At 72.3% G+C, this 20,606-nt stretch carries 18 protein-coding genes; 4 read left to right on the plus strand and 14 right to left on the minus strand.

Annotated features, from left to right (window positions below):
* Positions 1–80 precede the first annotated feature (80 nt).
* From QSK21_RS14315 to QSK21_RS14365, 11 genes are all read right to left on the minus strand, one after another.
* Positions 81–1,142, minus strand: a complete 1,062-nt coding sequence (locus tag QSK21_RS14315; protein ID WP_285696178.1) for an ABC transporter substrate-binding protein — start codon at positions 1,140–1,142, stop codon at positions 81–83.
* Positions 1,143–1,257: 115 nt separating this feature from the next.
* Entirely contained in the window at positions 1,258–2,325 is a 1,068-nt protein-coding gene (locus QSK21_RS14320) for an ABC transporter permease (protein WP_285696180.1), read from the minus strand.
* A complete protein-coding gene (locus QSK21_RS14325; RefSeq protein ID WP_285696181.1) occupies positions 2,322–3,863 on the minus strand; it encodes a sugar ABC transporter ATP-binding protein in 1,542 nt (513 codons plus the stop codon). Before QSK21_RS14325 ends, QSK21_RS14320 begins: the two co-directional genes overlap by 4 nt.
* 27 nt (positions 3,864–3,890) lie before the next feature.
* Complete coding sequence (locus QSK21_RS14330; RefSeq protein WP_285696182.1) at positions 3,891–5,078, minus strand: ROK family transcriptional regulator; 1,188 nt, start codon at positions 5,076–5,078, stop codon at positions 3,891–3,893.
* A gap of 197 nt (positions 5,079–5,275) precedes the next feature.
* Positions 5,276–5,884 carry a GTP-binding protein gene (locus QSK21_RS14335; RefSeq protein WP_285696183.1) on the minus strand — a complete coding sequence of 203 codons (609 nt, stop codon included), beginning with the start codon at positions 5,882–5,884 and terminating at the stop codon, positions 5,276–5,278.
* On the minus strand, positions 5,865–6,284 hold the full coding sequence (locus QSK21_RS14340; protein ID WP_285696184.1) for a DUF742 domain-containing protein: 420 nt from the start codon (positions 6,282–6,284) through the stop codon (positions 5,865–5,867). Before QSK21_RS14340 ends, QSK21_RS14335 begins: the two co-directional genes overlap by 20 nt.
* Before the next feature lies 1 nt (position 6,285).
* A complete protein-coding gene (locus QSK21_RS14345) occupies positions 6,286–6,732 on the minus strand; it encodes a roadblock/LC7 domain-containing protein (RefSeq protein ID WP_285696185.1) in 447 nt (148 codons plus the stop codon).
* Positions 6,729–9,344: a sensor histidine kinase gene (locus QSK21_RS14350; RefSeq protein ID WP_285696187.1), complete on the minus strand. Its 2,616-nt coding sequence runs from the start codon at positions 9,342–9,344 to the stop codon at positions 6,729–6,731. Before QSK21_RS14350 ends, QSK21_RS14345 begins: the two co-directional genes overlap by 4 nt.
* Positions 9,345–9,498: 154 nt before the next feature.
* Positions 9,499–10,137 carry a GTP-binding protein gene (locus tag QSK21_RS14355; RefSeq protein ID WP_285696188.1) on the minus strand — a complete coding sequence of 213 codons (639 nt, stop codon included), beginning with the start codon at positions 10,135–10,137 and terminating at the stop codon, positions 9,499–9,501.
* Between the two features lie 56 nt (positions 10,138–10,193).
* The gene (locus QSK21_RS14360; RefSeq protein ID WP_285696270.1) at positions 10,194–10,610 is read right to left on the minus strand and encodes a roadblock/LC7 domain-containing protein; all 417 of its coding nucleotides are present in this window, start codon (positions 10,608–10,610) and stop codon (positions 10,194–10,196) included.
* Positions 10,588–13,008, minus strand: a complete 2,421-nt coding sequence (locus tag QSK21_RS14365; protein ID WP_285696189.1) for a sensor histidine kinase — start codon at positions 13,006–13,008, stop codon at positions 10,588–10,590. Before QSK21_RS14365 ends, QSK21_RS14360 begins: the two co-directional genes overlap by 23 nt.
* A 219-nt stretch (positions 13,009–13,227) precedes the next feature.
* On the opposite strand from QSK21_RS14365, the gene QSK21_RS14370 reads away from it, so the two are divergent.
* Complete coding sequence (locus QSK21_RS14370) at positions 13,228–14,070, plus strand: sirohydrochlorin chelatase (RefSeq protein ID WP_285696191.1); 843 nt, start codon at positions 13,228–13,230, stop codon at positions 14,068–14,070.
* Between the two features lie 224 nt (positions 14,071–14,294).
* On the opposite strand, the gene QSK21_RS14375 is transcribed toward QSK21_RS14370, so the two are convergent.
* Entirely contained in the window at positions 14,295–15,089 is a 795-nt protein-coding gene (locus QSK21_RS14375) for an enoyl-CoA hydratase/isomerase family protein (protein ID WP_285696192.1), read from the minus strand.
* Positions 15,090–15,107: 18 nt separating this feature from the next.
* The gene (locus QSK21_RS14380; protein ID WP_285696194.1) at positions 15,108–16,010 is read right to left on the minus strand and encodes an SDR family oxidoreductase; all 903 of its coding nucleotides are present in this window, start codon (positions 16,008–16,010) and stop codon (positions 15,108–15,110) included.
* Positions 16,011–16,260: 250 nt separating this feature from the next.
* Between QSK21_RS14380 and QSK21_RS14385 the strand changes: the two genes are divergently transcribed.
* Together QSK21_RS14385 and QSK21_RS14390 are read left to right on the plus strand one after the other, a co-directional pair.
* Positions 16,261–17,343 carry an NAD(P)H-dependent amine dehydrogenase family protein gene (locus tag QSK21_RS14385; RefSeq protein WP_285696195.1) on the plus strand — a complete coding sequence of 361 codons (1,083 nt, stop codon included), beginning with the start codon at positions 16,261–16,263 and terminating at the stop codon, positions 17,341–17,343.
* 61 nt (positions 17,344–17,404) lie between these two features.
* Positions 17,405–18,331, plus strand: coding sequence for a glutathione S-transferase family protein (locus tag QSK21_RS14390; protein ID WP_285696196.1), 927 nt, complete (start codon positions 17,405–17,407; stop codon positions 18,329–18,331).
* Here QSK21_RS14390 and QSK21_RS14395 read toward each other — a convergent pair.
* On the minus strand, positions 18,321–19,550 hold the full coding sequence (locus tag QSK21_RS14395; RefSeq protein ID WP_285696197.1) for a serine/threonine-protein kinase: 1,230 nt from the start codon (positions 19,548–19,550) through the stop codon (positions 18,321–18,323). The genes QSK21_RS14390 and QSK21_RS14395 overlap by 11 nt on opposite strands.
* Positions 19,551–19,730: 180 nt before the next feature.
* Here QSK21_RS14395 and QSK21_RS14400 point away from each other — a divergent pair, with 180 nt between their 5' ends.
* On the plus strand, positions 19,731–20,402 hold the full coding sequence (locus tag QSK21_RS14400; RefSeq protein ID WP_285696199.1) for an AIM24 family protein: 672 nt from the start codon (positions 19,731–19,733) through the stop codon (positions 20,400–20,402).
* Positions 20,403–20,606 lie beyond the last annotated feature (204 nt).

Genomic DNA, 20,606 nt, shown 5'->3' on the forward strand with positions numbered 1-20,606 from the left:
GACCCCTCCGGTGGTCGGAAGGAGCCCCACAGGCTCACGGCCGGTCGGCGGCCGGGTCACGGCGCGCCGCACGGCCCGGCTCACGACTCGAAGCCGAGCGGCAGGTACCGGTCGACGTTCTGCTTGGTGATCGTCTCCGAGGCGAGCGTGATCGACTGCGGCACCTGCTGCTCCACGAGGTCGGCCATGCCCTTTCCCTGCGCGATCAGCCGGGCGATCCGGATCGCGGAGGAGGCCATGGACGGGCTGTAGGTGACGGTGGCCTCCAGCACGCTGTTGCCGCCCTTGATCTCCCGCATCGCGTTGGCCGAGCCGGCGCCGCCGACCATGAAGAACTCGTTGCGGCCCGCCTGCTTGATGGCGGCGAGCACGCCCACGCCCTGGTCGTCGTCCTGGTTCCACAGCGCGTCGATCTTCTTGTGCGCCTGGAGCAGGTTGGTGGCGACCTGGTTGCCGGACTCCACCGTGAACTTGGCGTCCTGCTTGGCGGTGACGCTGAAGCCGTAGGTCTTCAGCGCGTCGGCGAAACCGCGGCTGCGGTCCTGGGTGAGCGGCAGCGTGGCGATGCCCTGGATCTCCACGATCACCGGGTTGGTGACGCCCTTCTGCTTGAGCTTGCCGCCGATGTAGTGGCCGGCCGCGACGCCCATGCCGTAGTTGTCGCCGCCGATCCAGGTCCGGTAGGAGAGCTTGTCGGGGAGGATCCGGTCCAGGTTGACCACCGGGATCCCGGCGTCGGTGGCCTTGCGCGCCACCTGGTTGAGCTGCTCGCCGTCGTTGGGCAGCAGCACCAGCACGTTCACCTTGGCGGAGATCAGCGACTCCACGGCGGAGATCTGCTGGTTGATGTCGTTGGTGGGCTCGACGGGGCGGAACGTCACGTCCGAGTACCGCTTGGCGGTGGCCTCGGCGTTCTTGGTGATGGCCGCGATCCAGCCGTGGTCGGCGGCGGGCGCGGAGAACCCGATGGTGACCTTCTTGCCGGGCTTGTCGTTGTCGCCGGCGTTGTTGCCGACCTGCGCGGCCGGGGCGGTCGACTCCTCGGGCTCGTTGCTGGTGCAGGCGGCGGCGAGGCCGCCGGCCGCGACGACGGCGCCGCCGAACAGCAGGTTGCGGCGGCTCGGCCTGGTGGTGTCGCTCATGGCTGCTCCTGATCGGGGTGGGGGGTGAGATGGGATGTCGGGAGCGGGACGAACGGGCGGGGGGCTGTCGACGGTGGGCTTGGTGGAGGACGGCTTCCCAGAGGACCGCGCGCGGTCAGGTCGGGCTTCGCAGGCCGCGGCGCTGTAGCAGGACGGCGACCACGATGATCAGGCCCTTGGCGATCAGCTGGTCGCTGGTGTCCAGCCCGTTGAGGATGAACAGGTTGGTGATGAGGGTGAACACCAGCACGCCCAGGATCGAGCCGACCAGCGTGCCGCGCCCGCCGGTTAGCAGCGTGCCGCCGATGATCACCGCGGCGATCGCGTCCAGCTCGTACAGGTCGCCGTGGGTGCTGGAGCCGGTGGTGGTGCGGGCCATGATGATGATCGCGGCGATGCCGCAGCACAGCCCGGACAGCGCGTACAGGGCGAGCGTCTGGCGGCGGACGTTGATGCCGGCGAGCCGGGCCGCCTCGGGGTTGCCGCCGACCGCGAACGTGCGGCGGCCGAAGGTGGTGCGGTTGAGCAGCAGCCAGCCCGCCACCGCCACCGCCACGAAGATGAACACCACCAGCGGGATCCCCCGCGCCCGGGTCGTCGACAGCGACTCGATGGCGTTGTTCTCCGGCTGGATCAACTGGGTCTTGCGGTCCGACATGCGCTGCGCGAGGCCCCGCGCGGCCACCAGCATCGCCAGGGTCGCGATGAACGGCACCAGCCGTCCGTAGGCGATCAGAATCCCGTTGACCAGCCCGGCGCCGGTGCCGACCAGGATCGCGCACATCACCATCACGGCGGGCCCGTAGGACTGGGTCGCCAGCGTGGTCGCCCACACCGACGCCAGGGCCATCAGCGCGCCCACCGACAGGTCGATCCCGCCACCGATGATCACGAAGGTCATGCCGACCGTGATGACGCCGATGGTGGAGGCCAGCGCCAGGATGCCGACGACGTTGTCCGAGGTGGCGAAGTTGTCGGGCTTGGTGATCAGGCCGACCACCGCCAGCAGCGCCAGCGCCGCGACCAGCCCCACATGCCGGAACTCGCCGGGCCCGGCGGGTGCGCCGGTGCCGTTGCCGGCCTTCGGCGACCTCCACGGCAGCCGCCCCAGCGGCCCGCCGCCCTTCTCCAAGGAGGGGCCGCTCGGCACGTCCTCCTTGGGTCCCACACCGGCCTCGGTCATAGGGCCGCCCTCCCTTCCATGATCATGTTGAGCACGCGGTGCTCGTCGAGCTCGACGGCGTCGTCGCTGTGGATGACATGGCCCTCCCGTATCACCAGGACCCGGTCGGCGAGCCCCAGGACCTCGGGCACCTCGCTGGAGACCAGCAGCACCGCCACGCCCCGGTCGGCCAGCCCGCGGATCACCGCGTACAGCTCCGCCCTGGCGCCCACGTCCACACCGCGTGTGGGCTCGTCCAGGACGAGCAGCCGCAGCCCGCCGGCGCCCGCCAGCCACCGGGCCAGCACCACCTTCTGCTGGTTGCCGCCCGACAGCGTCGCGACCGGGCGCCTGGGGTCGGGCGGCCGGATGTCCAGCGCCTCGATCTGCTGGCGGACGTCGGCCAGCTCGCGCCGCCGGTCCAGCCAGCCGAGCTTCGCGTAGCCGGGCAGCCCGGCCAGCGTGATGTTGCCCGCGACCGACTCGTACATCAGCAGCGCCTGGCTCTTGCGTTCCTCGGGCGCCATGCCCATGCCGCGCCGGACGGCCGCGCCGGTGTCGCCGGGCCGCATCGGGCGGCCGTCCAGCAGCACCCTGCCGCTGGTGGCCCTACGGGTGCCGTAGATGGTCTCCAGGATCTCCGAGCGGCCCGACCCGACCAGCCCCGCGAGCCCGACGATCTCGCCCGCGCGGACGGAGAACGACACGTCCTCGAACGAGCCCGCCAGCGTCAGCCCCTCGACCCGCAGCACCTCGGGACGCTCGCCGTCCTCCGGGGTGTCGGAGCGCGGCGGGAAGGCGTACTCGACGTCTCGCCCGGTCATCAGCGAGACGATCCGGCCGGTGGAGGTGGTGCGGGCGGGCAGGCCGTGCGCCACCGCGCGGCCGTCCTTGAGCACGGTGACCCGGTCGCCGATCTCGCGGATCTCCTCCAGCCGGTGCGAGATGTAGACGACCGCGACCCCGGCCGAGGTCAGCTCGCGGATGATCCGGAACAGGTTGGCGACCTCGTCGTGCGCCAGCGCCGCCGACGGCTCGTCCATGATGATCAGCCGCGCGTCGTGGGAGAGCGCCCGCGCCATGCTCACCACCTGGCGACCCGCCGCGGGCAGCCGGCCCACCTCGCGGCGCGGCGGGATCTCGCCGTGGCCGAGCCGGGCGAGCAGGTCACGGGCGGCGCGCTCGGCCTCGGCGCGGCGGGTGAAGCCGAACCAGGCGCGCTCGTGCCCGAGGAAGATGTTGTCGGCCACCGACAGGCCGTCCACCAGGTCGAGCTCCTGGTAGATGGTGGCGATGCCGGCGCGCATGGCGGCGGTGGGGTCGGACGGCGCGAACGGCTCGCCGCCCAGGGTGATCTCGCCGGAGTCCGGCCGGTGCGCCCCGGCCAGCACCTTGATCAGGGTCGATTTGCCGGCGCCGTTCTGGCCGAGCAGGCAGTGCACCTCGCCGGCCCGGACCTCCAGGTCGACGCCGTCGAGGGCGCGCACGCCGGGGAACCGTTTGGTGATGCCGCGCATCCGCAGCAGCGGCTCTTGGTCGGTGTCCTTCGCAGGGCCCACGTGGGTCTCCTAGAGAGGGGGGTGGGATCAGGAGGCGGCGAAGACGTGGTCGCTGATGAGTCGGGCACCGCCGATCACTCCGGCGGTGCCGGGCAGTTCGGACAGCACGATGGGAAGGTTGCCGGTCGCCAGCGGCAGCGAGCGGCGGTAGACGACACCGCGGATCTCGGCGAGCAGGGTGTGCCCGAGCCCCGCCACGCCGCCCGCGATGATGACGAGCCCGGGGTTGAAGAAGCTGACCAGCCCGGCGAGCACCTGGCCCACGTGCCGGCCGCCCTCGCGGATCAGCCGGACGGCGACCGGGTCGCCCGCGGCGGCCGCGTCCGCCACGTCCCGGGCGGTGATCTCGCCGCTCGCCTCCAGGACCGCGGCCAGCCGCTCGGACCGGCCCGCGCGCGCCTCGGCGGTGGCGTCCCTGGCCAGCGCGGCGCCGCCGAAGTACGCCTCCAGGCAGCCCGCGTTGCCGCAGGCGCACACCGGGCCGTCGTCGTCGATGCGGATGTGGCCGATGTCCCCGGCGCTGCCGGAGACGCCCCTGTAGATGGCCCCGTCGACGACGATGCCGCAGCCGATGCCCGTGCCGATCTTGACCAGCAGGAAGTCGTCCACCGACCGGGCGAGCCCAGCGTGCAGCTCGCCGAGCGCCATGATGTTGACGTCGTTGTCCACCAGCACGGGACAGCCCAGCTCCTGGCTGATCGCCTCCCGCACGGGGAAGCGGTCCCAGCCCGGCATGATCGGCGGCGCGACCGGCATCCCGTCCCGGAAGCTCACCGGTCCCGGAACGCCGATCCCGGCGCCGTGCACCTGCGGGATCAGTCCCTCGTCCCGCAGCTTGCCGAGGAGGTCGAGGGCCCGGTCCAGCACGACGGTCGCGCCTTCACGGACCGCGCACTCCTCACTGACATGGCCGAGGACCTCCAGCTCGCCGTTGGTCACCGCCACGTCGATCGAGGTGGCCCCGATGTCGAAGGCGACGAACCGCAGTCCGGGCGAGAGCCGCACGATCCCCGACCGCCGCCCTCCCCTGGACGCCGCCAGCCCGGCGGTCTCCACGAGGCCGAGCGCCACCAGCCGGTCCAGCTCGACGGCGAGCTTGGAGCGGGAGAGCCGCACCACGTCCCCGAGCTCGGCACGCGATCTCGGGCCTTCGTCGCGCAACAGCCGCAGCAGGCGTGCCTGATGCACGTTCTCCGGCCGAGCCGTCATGCGCATCACGCCGTCCCTTCCCGTCGAGCGGGTCACCGTGCGCAGAAGGTACCCCGGCTTTCGCCGTCCTGAGAAGACCTTTCCATCAGATCGTGACAACTTTTTCCTGAGCCAAGACAAAGTGGCGCAAGGAAAAACCCCCGGACAGGTCCGGGGGTCTCGCCCGTGCGGCCGCCGCGCCCGCTGAGCGCGCCGGTACGCGCCTAGTACGTGAGGGCTCCACGTCCGGTGCTCATGGTCCTCATGATGTGCTCGACGAGCGTGATGAGGACCTGCTTGGCGGACTCCCTCTCACGGACGTCACAGTTGATGACCGGGATGTCGGGGGTCAGGTCCAGGGCGTCCCTGACCTGGTCGGCGGTGTGCATGCCGGAGCCCGGGAACTGGTTGACGCCGATGATGAACGGGACGCCGCGGCGTTCGAAGTAGTCGACCGAGGCGAAGCAGTCGGCCAGGCGGCGGGTGTCGACGAGGACGACCGCGCCCAGCGCCCCCTTGGCCAGCTCGTCCCACATGAACCAGAACCGGTCCTGCCCCGGCGTGCCGAAGACGAACAGCACCAGGCCGTTGGGCAGTGTGATGCGGCCGAAGTCCATCGCCACGGTGGTGGTCGTCTTGCCGGCGACGGCGGAGGTGTCGTCGACGCCGATGCTCCGTTCGGTGAGCGCCTCCTCGGTGCGCAGGGGGCGGATCTCGCTCACCGCGCTCACCAGCGTGGACTTGCCGACGCCGAAGCCACCGGCGACCAGGATCTTGACGGTCAGCGCGGATTCGCCGGCCGTCGCGGCCGGGTCAGAGCGCACGGATTCCATCGATCACTTCCTTGAGTACGCGCTCGCTGGGGAACTGCGCGACCGGCGCGGGGCGGCGGACGCGGACCAGCTCACGGTCGAGCAGATCGCCGAGCAGCACCCGGACGACGCCCAGGGCGAGTTCCAGTTCCGACGCTATCTCGACAACCGACAGGGGGGTGCGGCAAAGCTCCAAGATCATCTCATGTTCGGGCGCCGGGACCCAGCCGCGTGCCGCGGGCCCCACGCCGTCCGGATCGTCCGGCGGCTCCTCCTCCGTGGTGATCAGCGCCACCAGGTCCAGCACCTCGGCGTCGTAGTCGGTGCGCCCGCCGGTGAGGGCGTAGGGACGCACGACCGGACCGGCCGCGTCGTCGTACCACGCGGAGTCGCCGTGCCCTCGGGGCGGTGTCGCGGGCACCTCAGGCGCCGCCCCGCTCGGCCGCGGCCATCCGCGGGTGCGCCGAAAGGTGCTTGCCGACCCTGGTCACCAGCATCGCCATCTCGTAGGCGATCACCCCGAGGTCGGCGTCGGCGTCGGCGAGCACGGCCAGGCAGGCGCCCTCCCCGGCCGCGGTGACGAACAGGAACGCCGACTCCATCTCCACGATCACCTGCCGCACCGGGCCGCCGCCGAACGACTCGCCGGCACCGCGCGCCAGGCTCTGGAAGCTGGCGGCCACCGCCGACAGGTGGTCGGACTGCTCGCGCTCCAGGCCGCGGGACGCGGCGATGCGCAGCCCGTCGCTGGACAGCACCGCGGCGTTCTGCACCTGCGCGACCCGCTCGACCATGGTGTCCAGCAGCCAGTTCAGCTCGCCGGTCGCCGCCATGATCGCTTCAGCCTCCGCCTGCTGCGCTTCCGTCATGGGTTGTCGTCCTCCTCGGCTAGGGACGGTCCGGCGTCCGCCTGTCCTGATTCACTACGTCCGCGTTTCCAGCCGCGCTGCATGGAGGACATGATCGCCTTCATCTCCTCCGGGCTGCGCGGGCCGCTGCCGGGCGGTCCCGCGCTCGCGTCGTCGGCGTGGCCCGTTCCGCCGGTGCCACCGGTACCGGCGGTGCCACCGGTGTCGCGCCCCTCGGCCCGCGGGTCCGGCACGGGGTGCTCGGCGGGCGCGGGCGCCGCGCGTCCCGCCGCCGCGAGATCCGCGTCCACCTTCTCCCGCAACTGCGGCGCCAGATGGGTCTGCTTGCGGCGGCGCGGCAGCTCTCCCGTGGTCAGGGGAGGCGGGGGCGGGGGCGGGGCCTGCTCACGCTCGGCGCGGGCGGGCTCGGGGACGTCGCGGTCTCCCGCGTCCCCTGGGCGGCTTTCGGACGGCTCGGGAGCGGACGGCTGGGAAGCGAGCTTGGGAGCGGACGGCTCGGGACTGGACGGCTCGGGACTGGGCGGTTGGGCCACCAGCCGTACCGGCCCCGTCTGGTTCGGCGAGCCGCTGGCGAGTCCGCGCGCACCCGCGCGCTCGGGGACGGCGGCCATCTGCCCGGTCGTCCGCCGCGCCGGGCTCTCCTGCTCCGGTACGTCGGTGAGCAGCGACGCGGGGATCAGCGCGATCGCGGTCGTCCCCCCGTACGGCGACTGCCGCAGCGTGACGGTGATGCCGTGGCGGCGGGCGAGCCGCGCGACCACGAACAGGCCGAGCCGCGCGCTGTCGGCCGGGTCGAACTCGGGCGGATCGGCCAGGCGCTCGTTGGCGGCGGCCAGGTCCGTCTCGGGCATCCCGAGGCCGCGGTCCTCCACCTCGATGACCAGCCCGCTGGCCACCGCGTGCCCGCTGACCCGCACCGGCGACCGGGGCGGCGAGAACGTCGTGGCGTTCTCCACGATCTCGGCGAGCAGGTGAATGACGTCGGCCACCGCCGAGCCCACCAGCGCCTTCCTCGGCAGCGGCTGGACGCGGACGCGCGCGTAGTCCTCGACCTCGGCCACCGCGCCGCGTACCACGTCCACCACCGGGACCGGATGCCGCCAGCCGCGCCCGGCGGACTTGCCCGCCAGGATGACCAGGCCCTCGGCGTGCCGCCGCATGCGGGTGGCCAGGTGGTCGAGCCGGAACAGGTCCGACAGCTCGGCCGGGTCCTCGGTGCGGCGCTCCATGGCGTCCAGCAGGCTGAGCTGGCGGTGCAGCAGTGCCTGGTTGCGGCGGGCCAGGTTGACGAAGACCTCGCTGATGCCGTTGCGCGTCTCCAGCTCGCGCGCGGCGGCGACCAGCACGGCGTCGCGGGCCTTGGCGAACGACTCGGAGATCCGCCGGATCTCCCGGATCCGGTAGTCGTGATCGGGGACGTCGCCGCCCTCCAGCATCTCCGGATCGAGCGTGCCGCCCGTGCGGGCCCGCTCGGCGACCGCGGGGAGCGTCTTGGTGGTGAAGGCGCCGACGCCGTCCGCCAGCGTCCGGGACTCGCGCAGCAGCCGCCGTGACACCCGCACCGCGATGACGGACGAGACGACGACCGCGACGAGTCCGAGGCCGCCGGACAGGGCCAGCCGCTGCACCACGGTGAAGGCGATGCCCTCGGCCTCCTCGGTGAGCGCGTCCAGGGCGTCGTTCTCGAACTGGAACAGGCGCTCGGTCACGATGTTGATCGAGGCGCGCCAAGCGGCGGCGTCCACCTGCGGCGCGGAATGCGCGCCCGCCCCGCCCCTCACCTGGCCGGGAGCACGGACGTCACGGTCGCGGCGCGGCTCGGCGGGGTCGGCGCCGCGGACCACCAGGTCCTCCAGGCGGCGCAGGACGACCGCCTCGGGGGACGCGAACAGCCGTTGCAGCCGTTCCCGCTCGGACGCCGGCAGGCCGGCCGCGTTGTCGGCGAACAGCATCCGCTGCGCGCCCACGAGCTGCGCGAACTGCGCGCGCTCCGCGGCAGTGAACCGTCCGCCCGGTGCCGCCCCGGAGAACAGCGCGTCCTCGCGGGCCAGGAACTCGCGGGCGCGGGCCAGCGCGACCAGGGTGGCGCCCTGCCGCGCGATCGCCCGGTCGGCGGGCGCGACCGTGCCGTAGATGGCGAACGCCGAGTCGATCAGTCCCGAGTAGTCCCCGAGCACCCGAAGGCGGTCCGAGCTGCGCGCGTCCACGTCCCTGCGGATCTGCTCCAGGCTCTTGAGCCGGGCGACGAACGCGTCGATGCGCTCCACCACGGGCCGCTCGATCGCGCCGCGCAGCCTGCGGTCCCGGCTGTGCCGCTCGACGTCCGCGCGCGCCCGGTCGGTGGCGCGCCGCTGGGTGGCCAGCGCCGCGACGTCCGCGGGTCCGCCGCCGCCAAGCCTGCCGAGCGACAGCCTGCGCTCCTTCTGCAGCCCGTCGATCAGCCGTTGGGTGGGCAGCAGCGACTTCTCCTGGAACTGGTTGCTCTGCTGGAGCTGCCGCGCGTCGCCGTAGGTCAGGTGGGTGGCGAACGCCCACAGCACCGCGAGGGAGAGCAGCGGCACCAGGATCAGCACGACGATCCAGGTACGGATCGAGGCGGAGCGCCGGTTCATCACGGCCGACAAACCCTGCGTCCGCCTGGGGCCTTGAGCTGCCGGAGGCACGACATGCCGGGGGAAACCTCTCGATATGTAGGTGTAAAGGGGGACTGCCGGAGCCTACTACGGAGCGGCTTCCCGGCCTATGTCAACGGGCGGAACGCGCCGCTCAACGCGCCTCGCCCACGGCGCCGCCGGCCCCGGGATGTCCCGGATCCGCCCAGGCCAGCACGTGTTCGACGAGCCGGATCAGCACCTGCTTGGCCGACTCCTTGCTGCGGACGTCGCAGAGCACCACCGGGATCCCCGGATCGAGGTCCAGCGCGATCGCGATGTCCTGCGCGCGATGCGTGCGGACGCCGTCGAAACAGTTCACCGCCACCACGAACGGCGTCCCGCGCTGCTCGAAGTAGTCGATGGACGGGAAGCTGTCACGCAGCCGCCGGGTGTCCGCCAGCACCACCGCGCCCAGCGCGCCATAGGCGAGCTCGTCCCACATGAACCAGAAGCGCTCCTGGCCCGGGGTGCCGAAGAGGTAGAGCACCAGCCGCTCGGTGAGGGTGATGCGGCCGAAGTCCATCGCCACGGTGGTGGTGGACTTGCGGTCCACGCCCGCGACGTCGTCCACGCCGACGCCGCGGTCGGTCAGCTCCTCCTCGGTGACCAGCGGCCGGATCTCGCTGATCGACCCGACCATGGTGGTCTTGCCGGCCCCGAACCCGCCGGCGACCAGGATCTTGGTGGTGACCAAGGGGCCCGAGGGGTCGGTGCCCCGCCGGGCCCACTGGTCAGCGCCGGCGGACACCATGGCGCACCGCCGCGGGCCGCCCCACGCGGGGGCTTGACACGCCGAGGCAGGACATCTCAGCCGCCGTCGAAGCCGGTGCCGGCGAACCGGGGGCTGGCCTGTAGGTGCTGTCCCACCCGCTTCACCAGGACGGCCATCTCGTAGGCGATCAGGCCCGCGTCGGCGTCCGCGCCGGCCAGCACCGCCAGGCAGGTGCCGTTCCCCGCGGCGGTGACGAACAGCAGCATGGTGTCCATCTCGATGATGGTCTGCCGCACGTTGCCGCCGCCGAAGTGCCGCCCGGCGCCGCGGGCCAGGCTCTGCACGCCGGCCGCCAGCGCGGACAGGTGCTCGGCGTCCTCGCGGCCCAGCTCCTGCGAGGCGGCGACGGCCAGCCCGTCACGCGAGAGGATCACCGCCTGCCGGACCGTCGGTACGCGCCCGGCGAAGTCGTTGAGCAGCCAGTTCAGTTCACCGGTCGCGGTGTTGTGCATCATCAGGTCTCTCCTCTTCCCCCGACTCCCCCGGATCCGACGCTCGTCCGCGCCGCCATCCTTGCTGTATCGACGCCATCATCGAACGGGCCTCCTCGGGCGACCGGACCATCCGTCCGGCCGGTCCGGGTCCGCCCGCCGGCGGTGGCGGCGTCCGGTCCTTTCCTCTCAGTTGCGGGGCCAGGCTCTGCCGGCGCCGCCGCCGGGGCAGCCCGGCATAGGTCTCCTCCGGCTCGGCCGCGGGCCCGTTCACCCGGTCCTCCCTCGGGGGAGGCGGGTCCGTCCCCGATCCGGTGTCGTCATCCGACCAAGGATTGCCCGCCGGCGCGGGGCTCGCAGGCGGAACGCCGCTTTCCTGTGCGTTCCAACCAAATCGGCGTAGTTTTCCCGCCGGTTCGGGAGCGGTCGCGGGGGCCGGCCCGAGCGCGCGTGCGGGCGCGGGACCGGCCGGCCCGGCGCCGTCCAGCGCCCAGGACCCGTCGCCGTCCATCAGCCCGGCCGGGACCATCAGCTCGTGTGGCAGCAGCACGATCGCGGTGGTGCCGCCGTACGGGGAGGGGCGCAGCGAGACACGGACGCCGTGCCGGTGGGCCAGGCGGGCCACCACGGCCAGGCCGAGCCGGTCGGTGTCGGCCAGATCCGGCTCCGGCGGCGCGGCCAGCCGGGCGTTGATCGCCTCCAGCTCGGCCGCGGGCATGCCGAGCCCGCGGTCCTCGATCTCGATCGCGAAGCCGCCGCCGACCCGGTCGGCCATCACCCGGATCCCGGTGTTCGGCGGCGAGAACACCGCCGCGTTCTCCAGCAGCTCGGCCAGCAGATGGGTCAGGTCCGCCACGGCGGCGCCCACGACGCCGTCACGCGACGGCGTCAGCACCGACACCCGTTCGTAGTCCTCGATGCCCGCGACGGCGCCGCGCAGCACCTCCGCCACCGGGGCGGGGTCGCGGCGCGGCCGCGGCGGCACGGAACCGGACAGGATGATCAGGCTTTCCGCGTGCCGCCGCATCCGCGCGGTCAGGTGGTCCAGCCTGCGCAGCTCGTCCCGTTCCCCGGGCTCGGCGCGTCCCTCCAGGTCGCGCAGCATGGCGAGCTGGCGGTGCAACAGCGACTGGTTGCGGCGGGCGACGTCCAGCATGATCCGGCGGACGCCCGCGCGGGAGGACACCTGCCCGTCCGACGCGGCCAGCGCGCCCCGCCACACGGCGTCCAGCTCTTCCGCGACCTCCTGGACCTCTCTGGTACAAGCCGGAGGCGGCGGCACGTCCACCCCGGAGCCAAGGCCGGTCTCGGAGCCCGCTGGCTCGCCGCTCACCAGCCGGTCCAGCACGGCGGGCAGCCTGCGCCGGGCCAGGTCGCGCGCGGAGCCGCGCAACGCGGCCAGCTCGCGGTGCAGAGTGCGCCCGGTGTGAATCGCGAGCACGACCGAGGCGCCGACGGCGAGCAGGCCGAGACCGCCCACGAGCCCGAGACGGATCCAGAGCGCGTCGCCGCGAGCGGCCCGTTCTTCGGCGAGCTCCCGCGACGCCTGCCGGTGCCTGGACATGAGGGAGAGCAGCAGCGGCTGCGCTGTAGCGGTCCAACGCTGCGCGTCGACGCGCGCCTCGTCCTCCGTCGCGGCGGCGATCCCTTCCTCCACGTCGCGGAACTCGGCGAACGCGGGCGCCGACAACAGCGGCGCGATCAGACGCCCGTGGACCGCGGCGGGCACCTGCGCCCGTTCCTCGTCCCACAGGCGCCGCTGCGCGTCCGCCAGCCCTGCGAACGCCCGCCGCTCCGCGGCGCTCAGCACGCCGTCGCCGCCCGCGGCGGCCACCAGCGCGCCCTCCCGTCCGATCAGGTCCATCGCCCGGTATCCGGCGACCAGGCCCGCCGACCAGCGCGCGAGCTCGCCGTCGCCCTCGGGCACCCAGGCACCGGACGCGGCGTACAACGCCTCCACCGGCACGCCGTAAGCATCGACCGCGCCGGTGGCCTCCAGCCCGCGGGCGTCGATCGTGTAACGGGTGGCGGACAGGCGGTCGAGCTCGCGCAGCGCCGCCCGCAGCAACCCGGCGGCCCGGCCCTCGCCGTCCGCACCCTCCACGTCACCGGCCGCGCGGCGCCGGAACGTGGCCACCGCATCATCGGTACGGGCACGCGCCGCCGCCATCGCCTGACGGGACGCGGGCGCAGGAGCCGCGAGGAACACCGCGGACGCGTGACGTTCGGCGGTCAGAGCCGCGACCGTGTCGTGCACGGCACCGCTCATCCGGGACTCCGACCGCTCCGCCCGGCGGTGCTCCAGAGCATCTCCCGAGATGACGACGGTACCGAGACCCCACAGCAAGGCCAGCGTCAGCGAAGGGACGGCCGACAGCACGACGACCCGGAACCGGATCGAACGCGTTCGAGGACTCAATGTCACCTCGCGGATGGCCTCTGCTCCCGCGGACTCCCCCGGACTGCGTGCGGATGCCGCCCGATCATAGAGGTTCGCGCGTCCGCACCCGCAAGTTCTCCACATATCGGTGCGAAACCGTGCCCGCGCCGCCCGTCCAGGGTCTCCATCACATCCCACTACGGGAACAAAGAGCCGGGGAATCACCCATGTGCCCGTTACGGCGTTACGATTCCCGCCGTGAGTCCCGAAAGCCAGGCATCCCAGGCACTTCCGTCACGGCGCCGCCGCGCACCCCGCGGCGGCCGACATCGTGGCGACGAATCCTTCCTGCTGCCCCCCGGCTCCCCCTCGCTCGTCCTCGCCGTCCCCGGATCGTCCCGCAGCGCCGGCGGCGTCCCCGAGGAACTGGCCAGGCTCGTCGAAATCGAGCACACCGGCCAGCCGACCCTCGTGGGCTACCTCGAAGGCGACGACAGGAACCTCGGCGCGGTCCTCGCCCAAGTGCAGCGGCAACGAGAGGACGAACCGGGGGCGGTGGTCGTGCCACTGGCCACCGGCCCCGACCCCGCCGCCGAAAACGCCATCCGCAAGATCGTGGCGGACGCGCCGGTCCCGGCCCTGCCCACCGAACCCCTCGGCCCCCACCCGCTGATCGCGGAAGCGCTCCACGACCGGCTGGCCGACGCGGGACTGGCCCGCGCCGACCGGATCCGGATGATGACCATGGTGACCGCCGCCGGCGGCATCATCGTCGTCGTCCCCGGCGACGCGTTCGCGGTCCGGCAGGCCGAGGTCACCGGCGTGCTGCTGGCCTCCAGGCTGGCCTCCCCCGTCTTCACCGCGCGGATCGACGACGGCCACGCCGTCCAGGCGGCGGCCGCCCAACTCCGCGCCTCGGGAGTACAGCGCCTCGCGGTGGCACCCCACCTGATCGGCCACGAACCCGACGCCAGGCACATCGCCGCAGCGGCAGCGGCGGCGGGCGCCGAGCACGCGGGGCCACTGGGCGCACACCCGGCACTGGCCAAGCTCGCCGCACTCCGGTACACGGAGACTTTGGCAAGCGCGCTGTCTAGCTAGGTGTGGGGGGCGTGTCATTGTGGGGGGGCGACCCCCCACACCCCCCGGTGCGGGGCCAGCGACCACCGCCGCTCGCCTTGACGGCTCGCGGCGGCGGCCACTGACCCCGGTCAGTGGCTCCGCCCCCGACACCCCCGGCAGGGGGCTCCGCTCCCTGCACCCCCGTTGGGGCTTCGCCCCTTGCCCCCCTTTTGGGGGCTTTGGCTGCTCTTGGGGGTTTGTTACTAGCGGTTTTTGAAGGTGGGGGGGCGCTTTTCCAGGGTCGCGGTCATGCCTTCGGCCAGGTCTTCGGTGAAGAAGGCCAGGGTCTGGACGCCGGTCTCCATGGCCAGGTGGCGTCGCAGGCCGGGGGCGTCCAGGGAGAGGTTCAGCAGTTCCTTGGTGCGGCGCAGGCCGTAGGGGGACTTGGCCAGGAGTTCGGTGGCCAGGGCCAGGGCGGTCTCCAGGTCCTTGCCCTCTTCGGCGACCTCGGTGATCAGGCCGAGGTCGCGGGCGCGGTCCAGGTCGAATCGCTCGGCCCGGTAGGAGATCTCGGCGGCGCGGGCCGGGCCGATCAGGCGCGGGAGCAGCCAGGAGAGGCCGCAGTCGCCCGCCGAGAGGCCCAGGTCGGTGAACGGCACCACGAAGCGGGTGGTGGGGTCGGCGACGCGCAGGTCGCAGGCCAGGGCCCAGGAGACGCCCATGCCGGCGACCGGGCCGTGCAGTGCGGCGATCACCGGTTGCGGGATCTCCCGGAGCCGGGCGGTGACCTCGGCGCCTCGGGAGACGTTGTGGTAAATGCGCTGGACCCGGCCCGTGCCGCCGTGGTCATCGTCGCCGCCCATCAGGTCCATGCCCGAGCAGAAGCCGCGGCCCTCGCCGGTGAGGATCACGACGTGCGTCGCGGTGTCCTTGGCCAGGTCGTTGAGGACGTCCAGCAGTTCCTCGTTGAGTTCGCCGGTGACGGCGTTCAGCCGCTCCGGGCGGGACAGGGTGAGGGTCACCACCCCGTCCCCCCGGTCGAGCTTGATCGTGTTCAAGGAATCGTCCAGCCCCGGTCAGGACGAGAGGTGCTGGATGAGCGGGCCCATCTGCTCCCCCGGGTTCTGGTAGACGGAGAGGGGCTCGGTGGCGTTGATGGCGGCCCAGTTGTCCCGGACGTCCTCCGCCGAGAAGGCGTCCTTCCAGGCGTGGCCGGGGCCCTCGCCGATGACGATCTTGGCGATCCGGCCGCCGCCGACCGTGTAGACCTGGCCGGTCTCCTCGTTGCTCTCGTGGACGAGGAAGGCCACCAGCGGCGTGACCTTCTCCACGCCCAGCTTGCCCAGGAAGTCGGCGGGCAGCAGGTCCTCGGTCATGCGGGTGGCGGCGACGGGGGCGATCGCGTTGGCCTTGATGTTGTACTTGCCGCCCTCATGGGCCAGCGTCTTGGTGAAGCCCACCAGGCCCATCTTCGCGGTGGCGTAGTTGGCCTGGCCGAAGTTGCCGTAGAGGCCGGCCGGCGACGAGGTGTTGACGATGCGGCCGTAGTTGTTCTCGCGCAGGTGCGGCCAGGCGAAGCTGGAGACCAGGAACGAGCCGCGCAGGTGCACGGCGATCACCGCGTCGTACTCCTCGGGCGTCATGTTCTTGATCGACCTGTCGCGCAGGATCCCGGCGTTGTTGACCACGATGTCGATCTTGCCGAAGGTGTCCAGCGCGGTCTGCACGATCGCGCGCGCCCCGTCCTCGGTGGCGACGTTGTCGGGGTTGGCCACGGCCTCGCCGCCGCTCTTCTTGATCTCCTCGACCACGTCCTGGGCGGGACCCGACGAGGAACCCGCGCCGGACCGGTCCCCGCCGAGGTCGTTGACGACCACCTTGGCGCCGCGCTCGGCCAGTTCCAGCGCGTGCCGGCGGCCCAGCCCGTGACCGGCTCCGGTGACGATGGCGACGCGACCGTCGTAGCGCAGTTCCGACATCCTGTCTCCTCTACATCGCAGCGGCTGCGTGACCCTAGGAAAGCACCCGGGCTCCCTAAGGGGTACCACCTGACCGAATCGCGCTCGGCTTCGGCCCCCCGGCGCGGCGGAGGACGGGGCTCAACCCCGGGTTGCCTTATTTCCACCACGAAACGGCAATCTCTGAGAAAGTCGCCATAATTCATTCTTTCTCGGGAATCTTGGGCGTAAGCTTTCCCGACCACCCGTGCGCCGACGACGGAGACCGTCCATGAGCGGACCTTTGGTGAGCGGACCCGGCGGCACCCGGCCGTTCCGCGTCGTCCAGTGGGCAACCGGAGCGCTGGGCCGCAGCGTCATCCGCGGCATTCTGGAACGGCCCGGGTTCGAGCTGGCGGGCGCACTGGTGTACGACCGTGCCAAGGCGGGCCAGGACGTGGGCGTGCTGGCCGGGCACGGGCCCGTGGGCGTCACCGCCACCGCCGACCCGCAGGACATCCTCGACCTGGACGCCGACTGCGTGGTGTACGCCCCGAGCCCGTCGAAGGACCCGTTCTCCGAGCTGGACACGGTGTGCGCCCTGCTCGCGTCCGGGAAGAACGTGATCGCCACGCACGGTTACGTCTACCCCTACGTCCACGGCTCCCGCCTGGTCGCCGACCTGGAGGACGCCTGCAAGCGCGGCGGGGTCTCGGTGCACGGGACGGGCGTCAACCCCGGGTTCATGTCCGACCTCATGCCGCTGACCCTGTCGCGGCTGTCGCGCGGCATCACGCACGTGTACGCGCGGGAGTGCTCGGACTTCTCCGGCCACCCGTCCCGCCGCATGGTCCGCAGCATGATGGGCTTCGGCAAGACCGAGGAGGCGTACCTGCGCGCGCTGCGGACCACGCGCGCCGCGATGCAGTCGCTGGTGGCCGAGAGCCTGCACCTGGTGGCGGCCGGGCTGGACCTCGCGCTGGACGAGATCGACGTCGACCTGGCCTACCGGCCGGCGCCCGCCGACTTCACGATCGCGTCCGGGACCGTCGCCAAGGGCACCATCGCCGCGTCGCGCTGGACGTTCAGCGGGATGGCCGGGGGCCGCCCCGCCATCACCGCCGAGCTGGTCTACAAGGCCGACGCCACGCGCATCCCCGAATGGGGACCACCGGGGTACGCGGTCCGGGTGGAGGGCCGCCCCTCGATCACCCTGACCACCGATCCGGAATGGGTGTCCAACGGCACCTCGGCCGCCGCGGCGCACGCGCTCAACGCCATCCCCGTGGTGTGCGCCGCCGAGCCCGGCATCCGCACCCACCTCGACCTTCCGCTGATCACCGGCCGTGCCTGCTCCCGGCTTCGCCGTACCTGAGCGGAATGACGCGGGCGGGTAGGCCGGTTCTGAGAGGAAAACCCCGAGGGAGGACCGCGCCATGACCACGGTCGCAAGGGAGATCGCCGGAGGCGGCTTCGTCCGGCAGCCCAACCGGTTCACCGACAGGATCACCGCGGACGGGAGCAGCGGCTACCTGGCCGAGCCCGGCCGGTACCGGCTGATCGTCTCCTACGCCTGCCCGTGGGCGCAGCGGACGCTGATCGTCCGGCGGCTGCTCGGGCTCGAGGAGGTGATCTCCGTCGCGGTGGTCGACCCGATCAGGGACGAGCGCGGCTGGCGGTTCCCCGAGCCCGACCCGGTGACCGGCGCGACCTTCCTGTCCGAGCTGTACCTGGCCAGGGACCCCTCGTACGAGGGCCGCTACACCGTGCCGTGCGTCTGGGACGGAGTGACCCAGCGCCTGGTCACCAACGACTTCCCGGCGATCACGATCACGATGGAGACGGAGTTCGCCGCCTACCATCGCGAGGGCGCCCCCGACCTGTACCCGGAACGGCTCCGTCCCGAGATCGACGAGCTGAACGAGCGCGTCTACCACACGGTCAACAACGGGGTCTACAAGGCCGGTTTCGCCACCGCGCAGGAGCCGTACGACAAGGCCGTCGACGCCCTGTTCGAGACGCTGGACATGCTGGAGGAGCGCCTGGTCGGCCGCCGCTACCTGTTCGGCGACCGGCCGACGGAGGCGGACGTGCGGCTGTACCCGACGCTGGCCCGGTTCGACGCGGTGTACTACTCGCACTTCAAGTGCAACCTGCGCCGCCTGGTCGACTACCCCAACCTCTGGGCGTACGCCCGGGACCTGTACTCGATCGCCGCCTTCGGCGAGACGACGAACTTCGACCACATCAAGCGCCATTACTACATGACGCAGCGGAACGTGAACCCGTCCGGCGTCGTCCCCAAGGGCCCGATCATGGACTGGGACGCCCCGCACGCCAGGGACCGGCTCGTCACATCGTGAGCATGACCACCAGGACGCCCGCCACCAGCAGCGCCATGCCCAGATAGACCATGAGGCCGCCGATCCGCCACCGCGTCTGGGAGCGGTCCCGCGCGGGGGCCGCGGGCAGCCGTCCCGTCCGCTGCGGCCCGGTCGGGACCTGCTCGGTACTGCCGGTGTCCCGCGCCACCTGCGCCGTGACCACCGGAGGCGGGCCCGGGGGCGGGCCAGGGGGCGGCACCGCGAGCCGGGGGCCGGTGGCCGCCGCGGGCGGGCTCGGCGGCGGCACCGGCCCGGCCGGCGCGGCGGGGCCGGGCGCGGGCGGAAAGGCGAAACCGGGCGGAGCGGGGGTCGGACGACCCGGCACAGGCCAGGACGGATCCGGATCGTCACCACCGACCACCATGAGGATCGCCTCCGCGACACCGGCCTGCATCCGCCGCGCCGGGTCCTTCTGGAGCAGGCCGTCGAGCACCGGGCGCAGCGGCCCGGCGCGTACCGGCGGATCCGGCTCCTCGGTCAGGACCGCGCCGAACACCGCCACCGGGTCGTCCCGGTGGAACGGGGCGCGGCCCTCGACCGCCGCATAGAGGGTGGCCCCCAGCGCCCAGAGGTCGGACTCGGGGCTCGCACGCCCACCGCGCATCCGTTCGGGCGCGATGTAGGCGGGAGAACCGAGCACGCTCCCGTCCTGGGTCAGGGTGGCCTCGCCTTCGATGACCGCGATGCCGAAGTCGGTCAGCACCGCGCGGTCCCCGGGGCCTTCCAGCAGCACGTTCCCCGGCTTGACGTCCCTGTGCAGGATGCCCGCCGCGTGCGCCGCCCCCAGGGCCCCCAGTAGTTGCAGCCCGATCCTGGCGACGCGATCCGGCGGGAGCGGCCCCTCCCGCCGGATCACCTGGTTCAGGGAGTCTCCCCTGACCAGCTCCATCACCACCCAGGGGCGGGCCTCTTCGACCACGACGTCGAAGACCGTGACAACCCCTGGGTGGGACAACCTGGCCGCCGACCGGGCCTCACGGACCGAGCGCTGGGCCATCGCGGCCCGCTCGGCCTCCGTGAGGCCGGCCGGCATGAGCACCTCCTTGACGGCGACCTCCCTGTCCAGGATCTCGTCCCGGGCCCGCCAGACGATGCCCATGCCGCCGCGCCCCAGCTCCGCGAGCAGGCGGTAGCGCCGCGCGACCACACGCTGGGTCGGCGCCGCCCGCTCGGCCGCGAGAGCCGGGTCATCACTCACACCGGTAGTTCGGTGGAACCGGGCGTTCGGATTGCGCGTCCGGTCAATTAGTTCAAAACTGGCCACGACCTGTCGTTATGCTGACGGGTCGTCGACCCGAGTCCGAGTCCCTCCGCATGTCCCTCTGCATGTCCCTCTGCACATCCCTCCGCACGACAGGAAAGGCGAGGCCGCACTCCCATGCGCAGCAACTTCTTCAACAACTTGGAGCAGGGCCAACAGCTCCCCGGCCACTTCGCGCTCCAGAACTCCAAGATGCTCAGAGTCCATCTCAACGGCGACGTGCTCGCCCGGCAGGGCTCCATGGTCGCGTTCCAGGGCCAGATGGAGTTCGACTACGAGGGCGCCGGCGGCATCGGCAAGTTCATCAAGAAGGCCGTCACCGGCGAGGGCGTGCCCACCATGCGCGTCAAGGGGCAGGGTCTGCTGTTCCTGGCCAACGACGCCGACGACATCCACCTGTTCTACCTGGAGAACGAGGGCATCACGGTCAACGGCAAGAACATCCTGGCCTACGACGCCCACCTCCAGTCCGACATCCAGCGCGTGCAGGGCGCGGGCATCGCCGCGGGCGGGCTGTTCAACACCACCCTGGCTGGCACCGGCTGGGTGGCGCTCACCACACACGGGACCCCGGTCATGCTCGACTGCGGCCGCGCCCCCACGTTCGTCGACGGCCAGTCGGCCGTGGCGTGGAGCCAGGGCCTGCACGTCGGGGTGAACCGCACCTTCAAGGCGGGCGCCCTGATCGGGCGGGGCAGCGGCGAGGCCATGCAACTGGCCTACCAAGGACAGGGTTTCGTCCTGGTCCAGGCCAGTGAGGGTCCCACGGTCCCGCCGCATACTCATTGATCATGGGCCTCGCCGTACCTGCCGGACGCGGCCCCGGGCGCCCGGCAGGTCCGGCCCTCGCCCGGACGTCTCCCGTGGCGGCCGTGCATGGGCGAGGCGCAAGTGCGAGTAGCCTTTACTAGTCCGAACCGGTTTCAGAAACCCACCTGCGAGCTGCGGAAGAGGGCGATCTCCGCCGTGTCGACAGAGTCGTCGCAATCAAGT

Source organism: Actinomadura sp. NBRC 104412 (assembly GCF_030269515.1).
GTDB lineage: Bacteria > Actinomycetota > Actinomycetes > Streptosporangiales > Streptosporangiaceae > Spirillospora.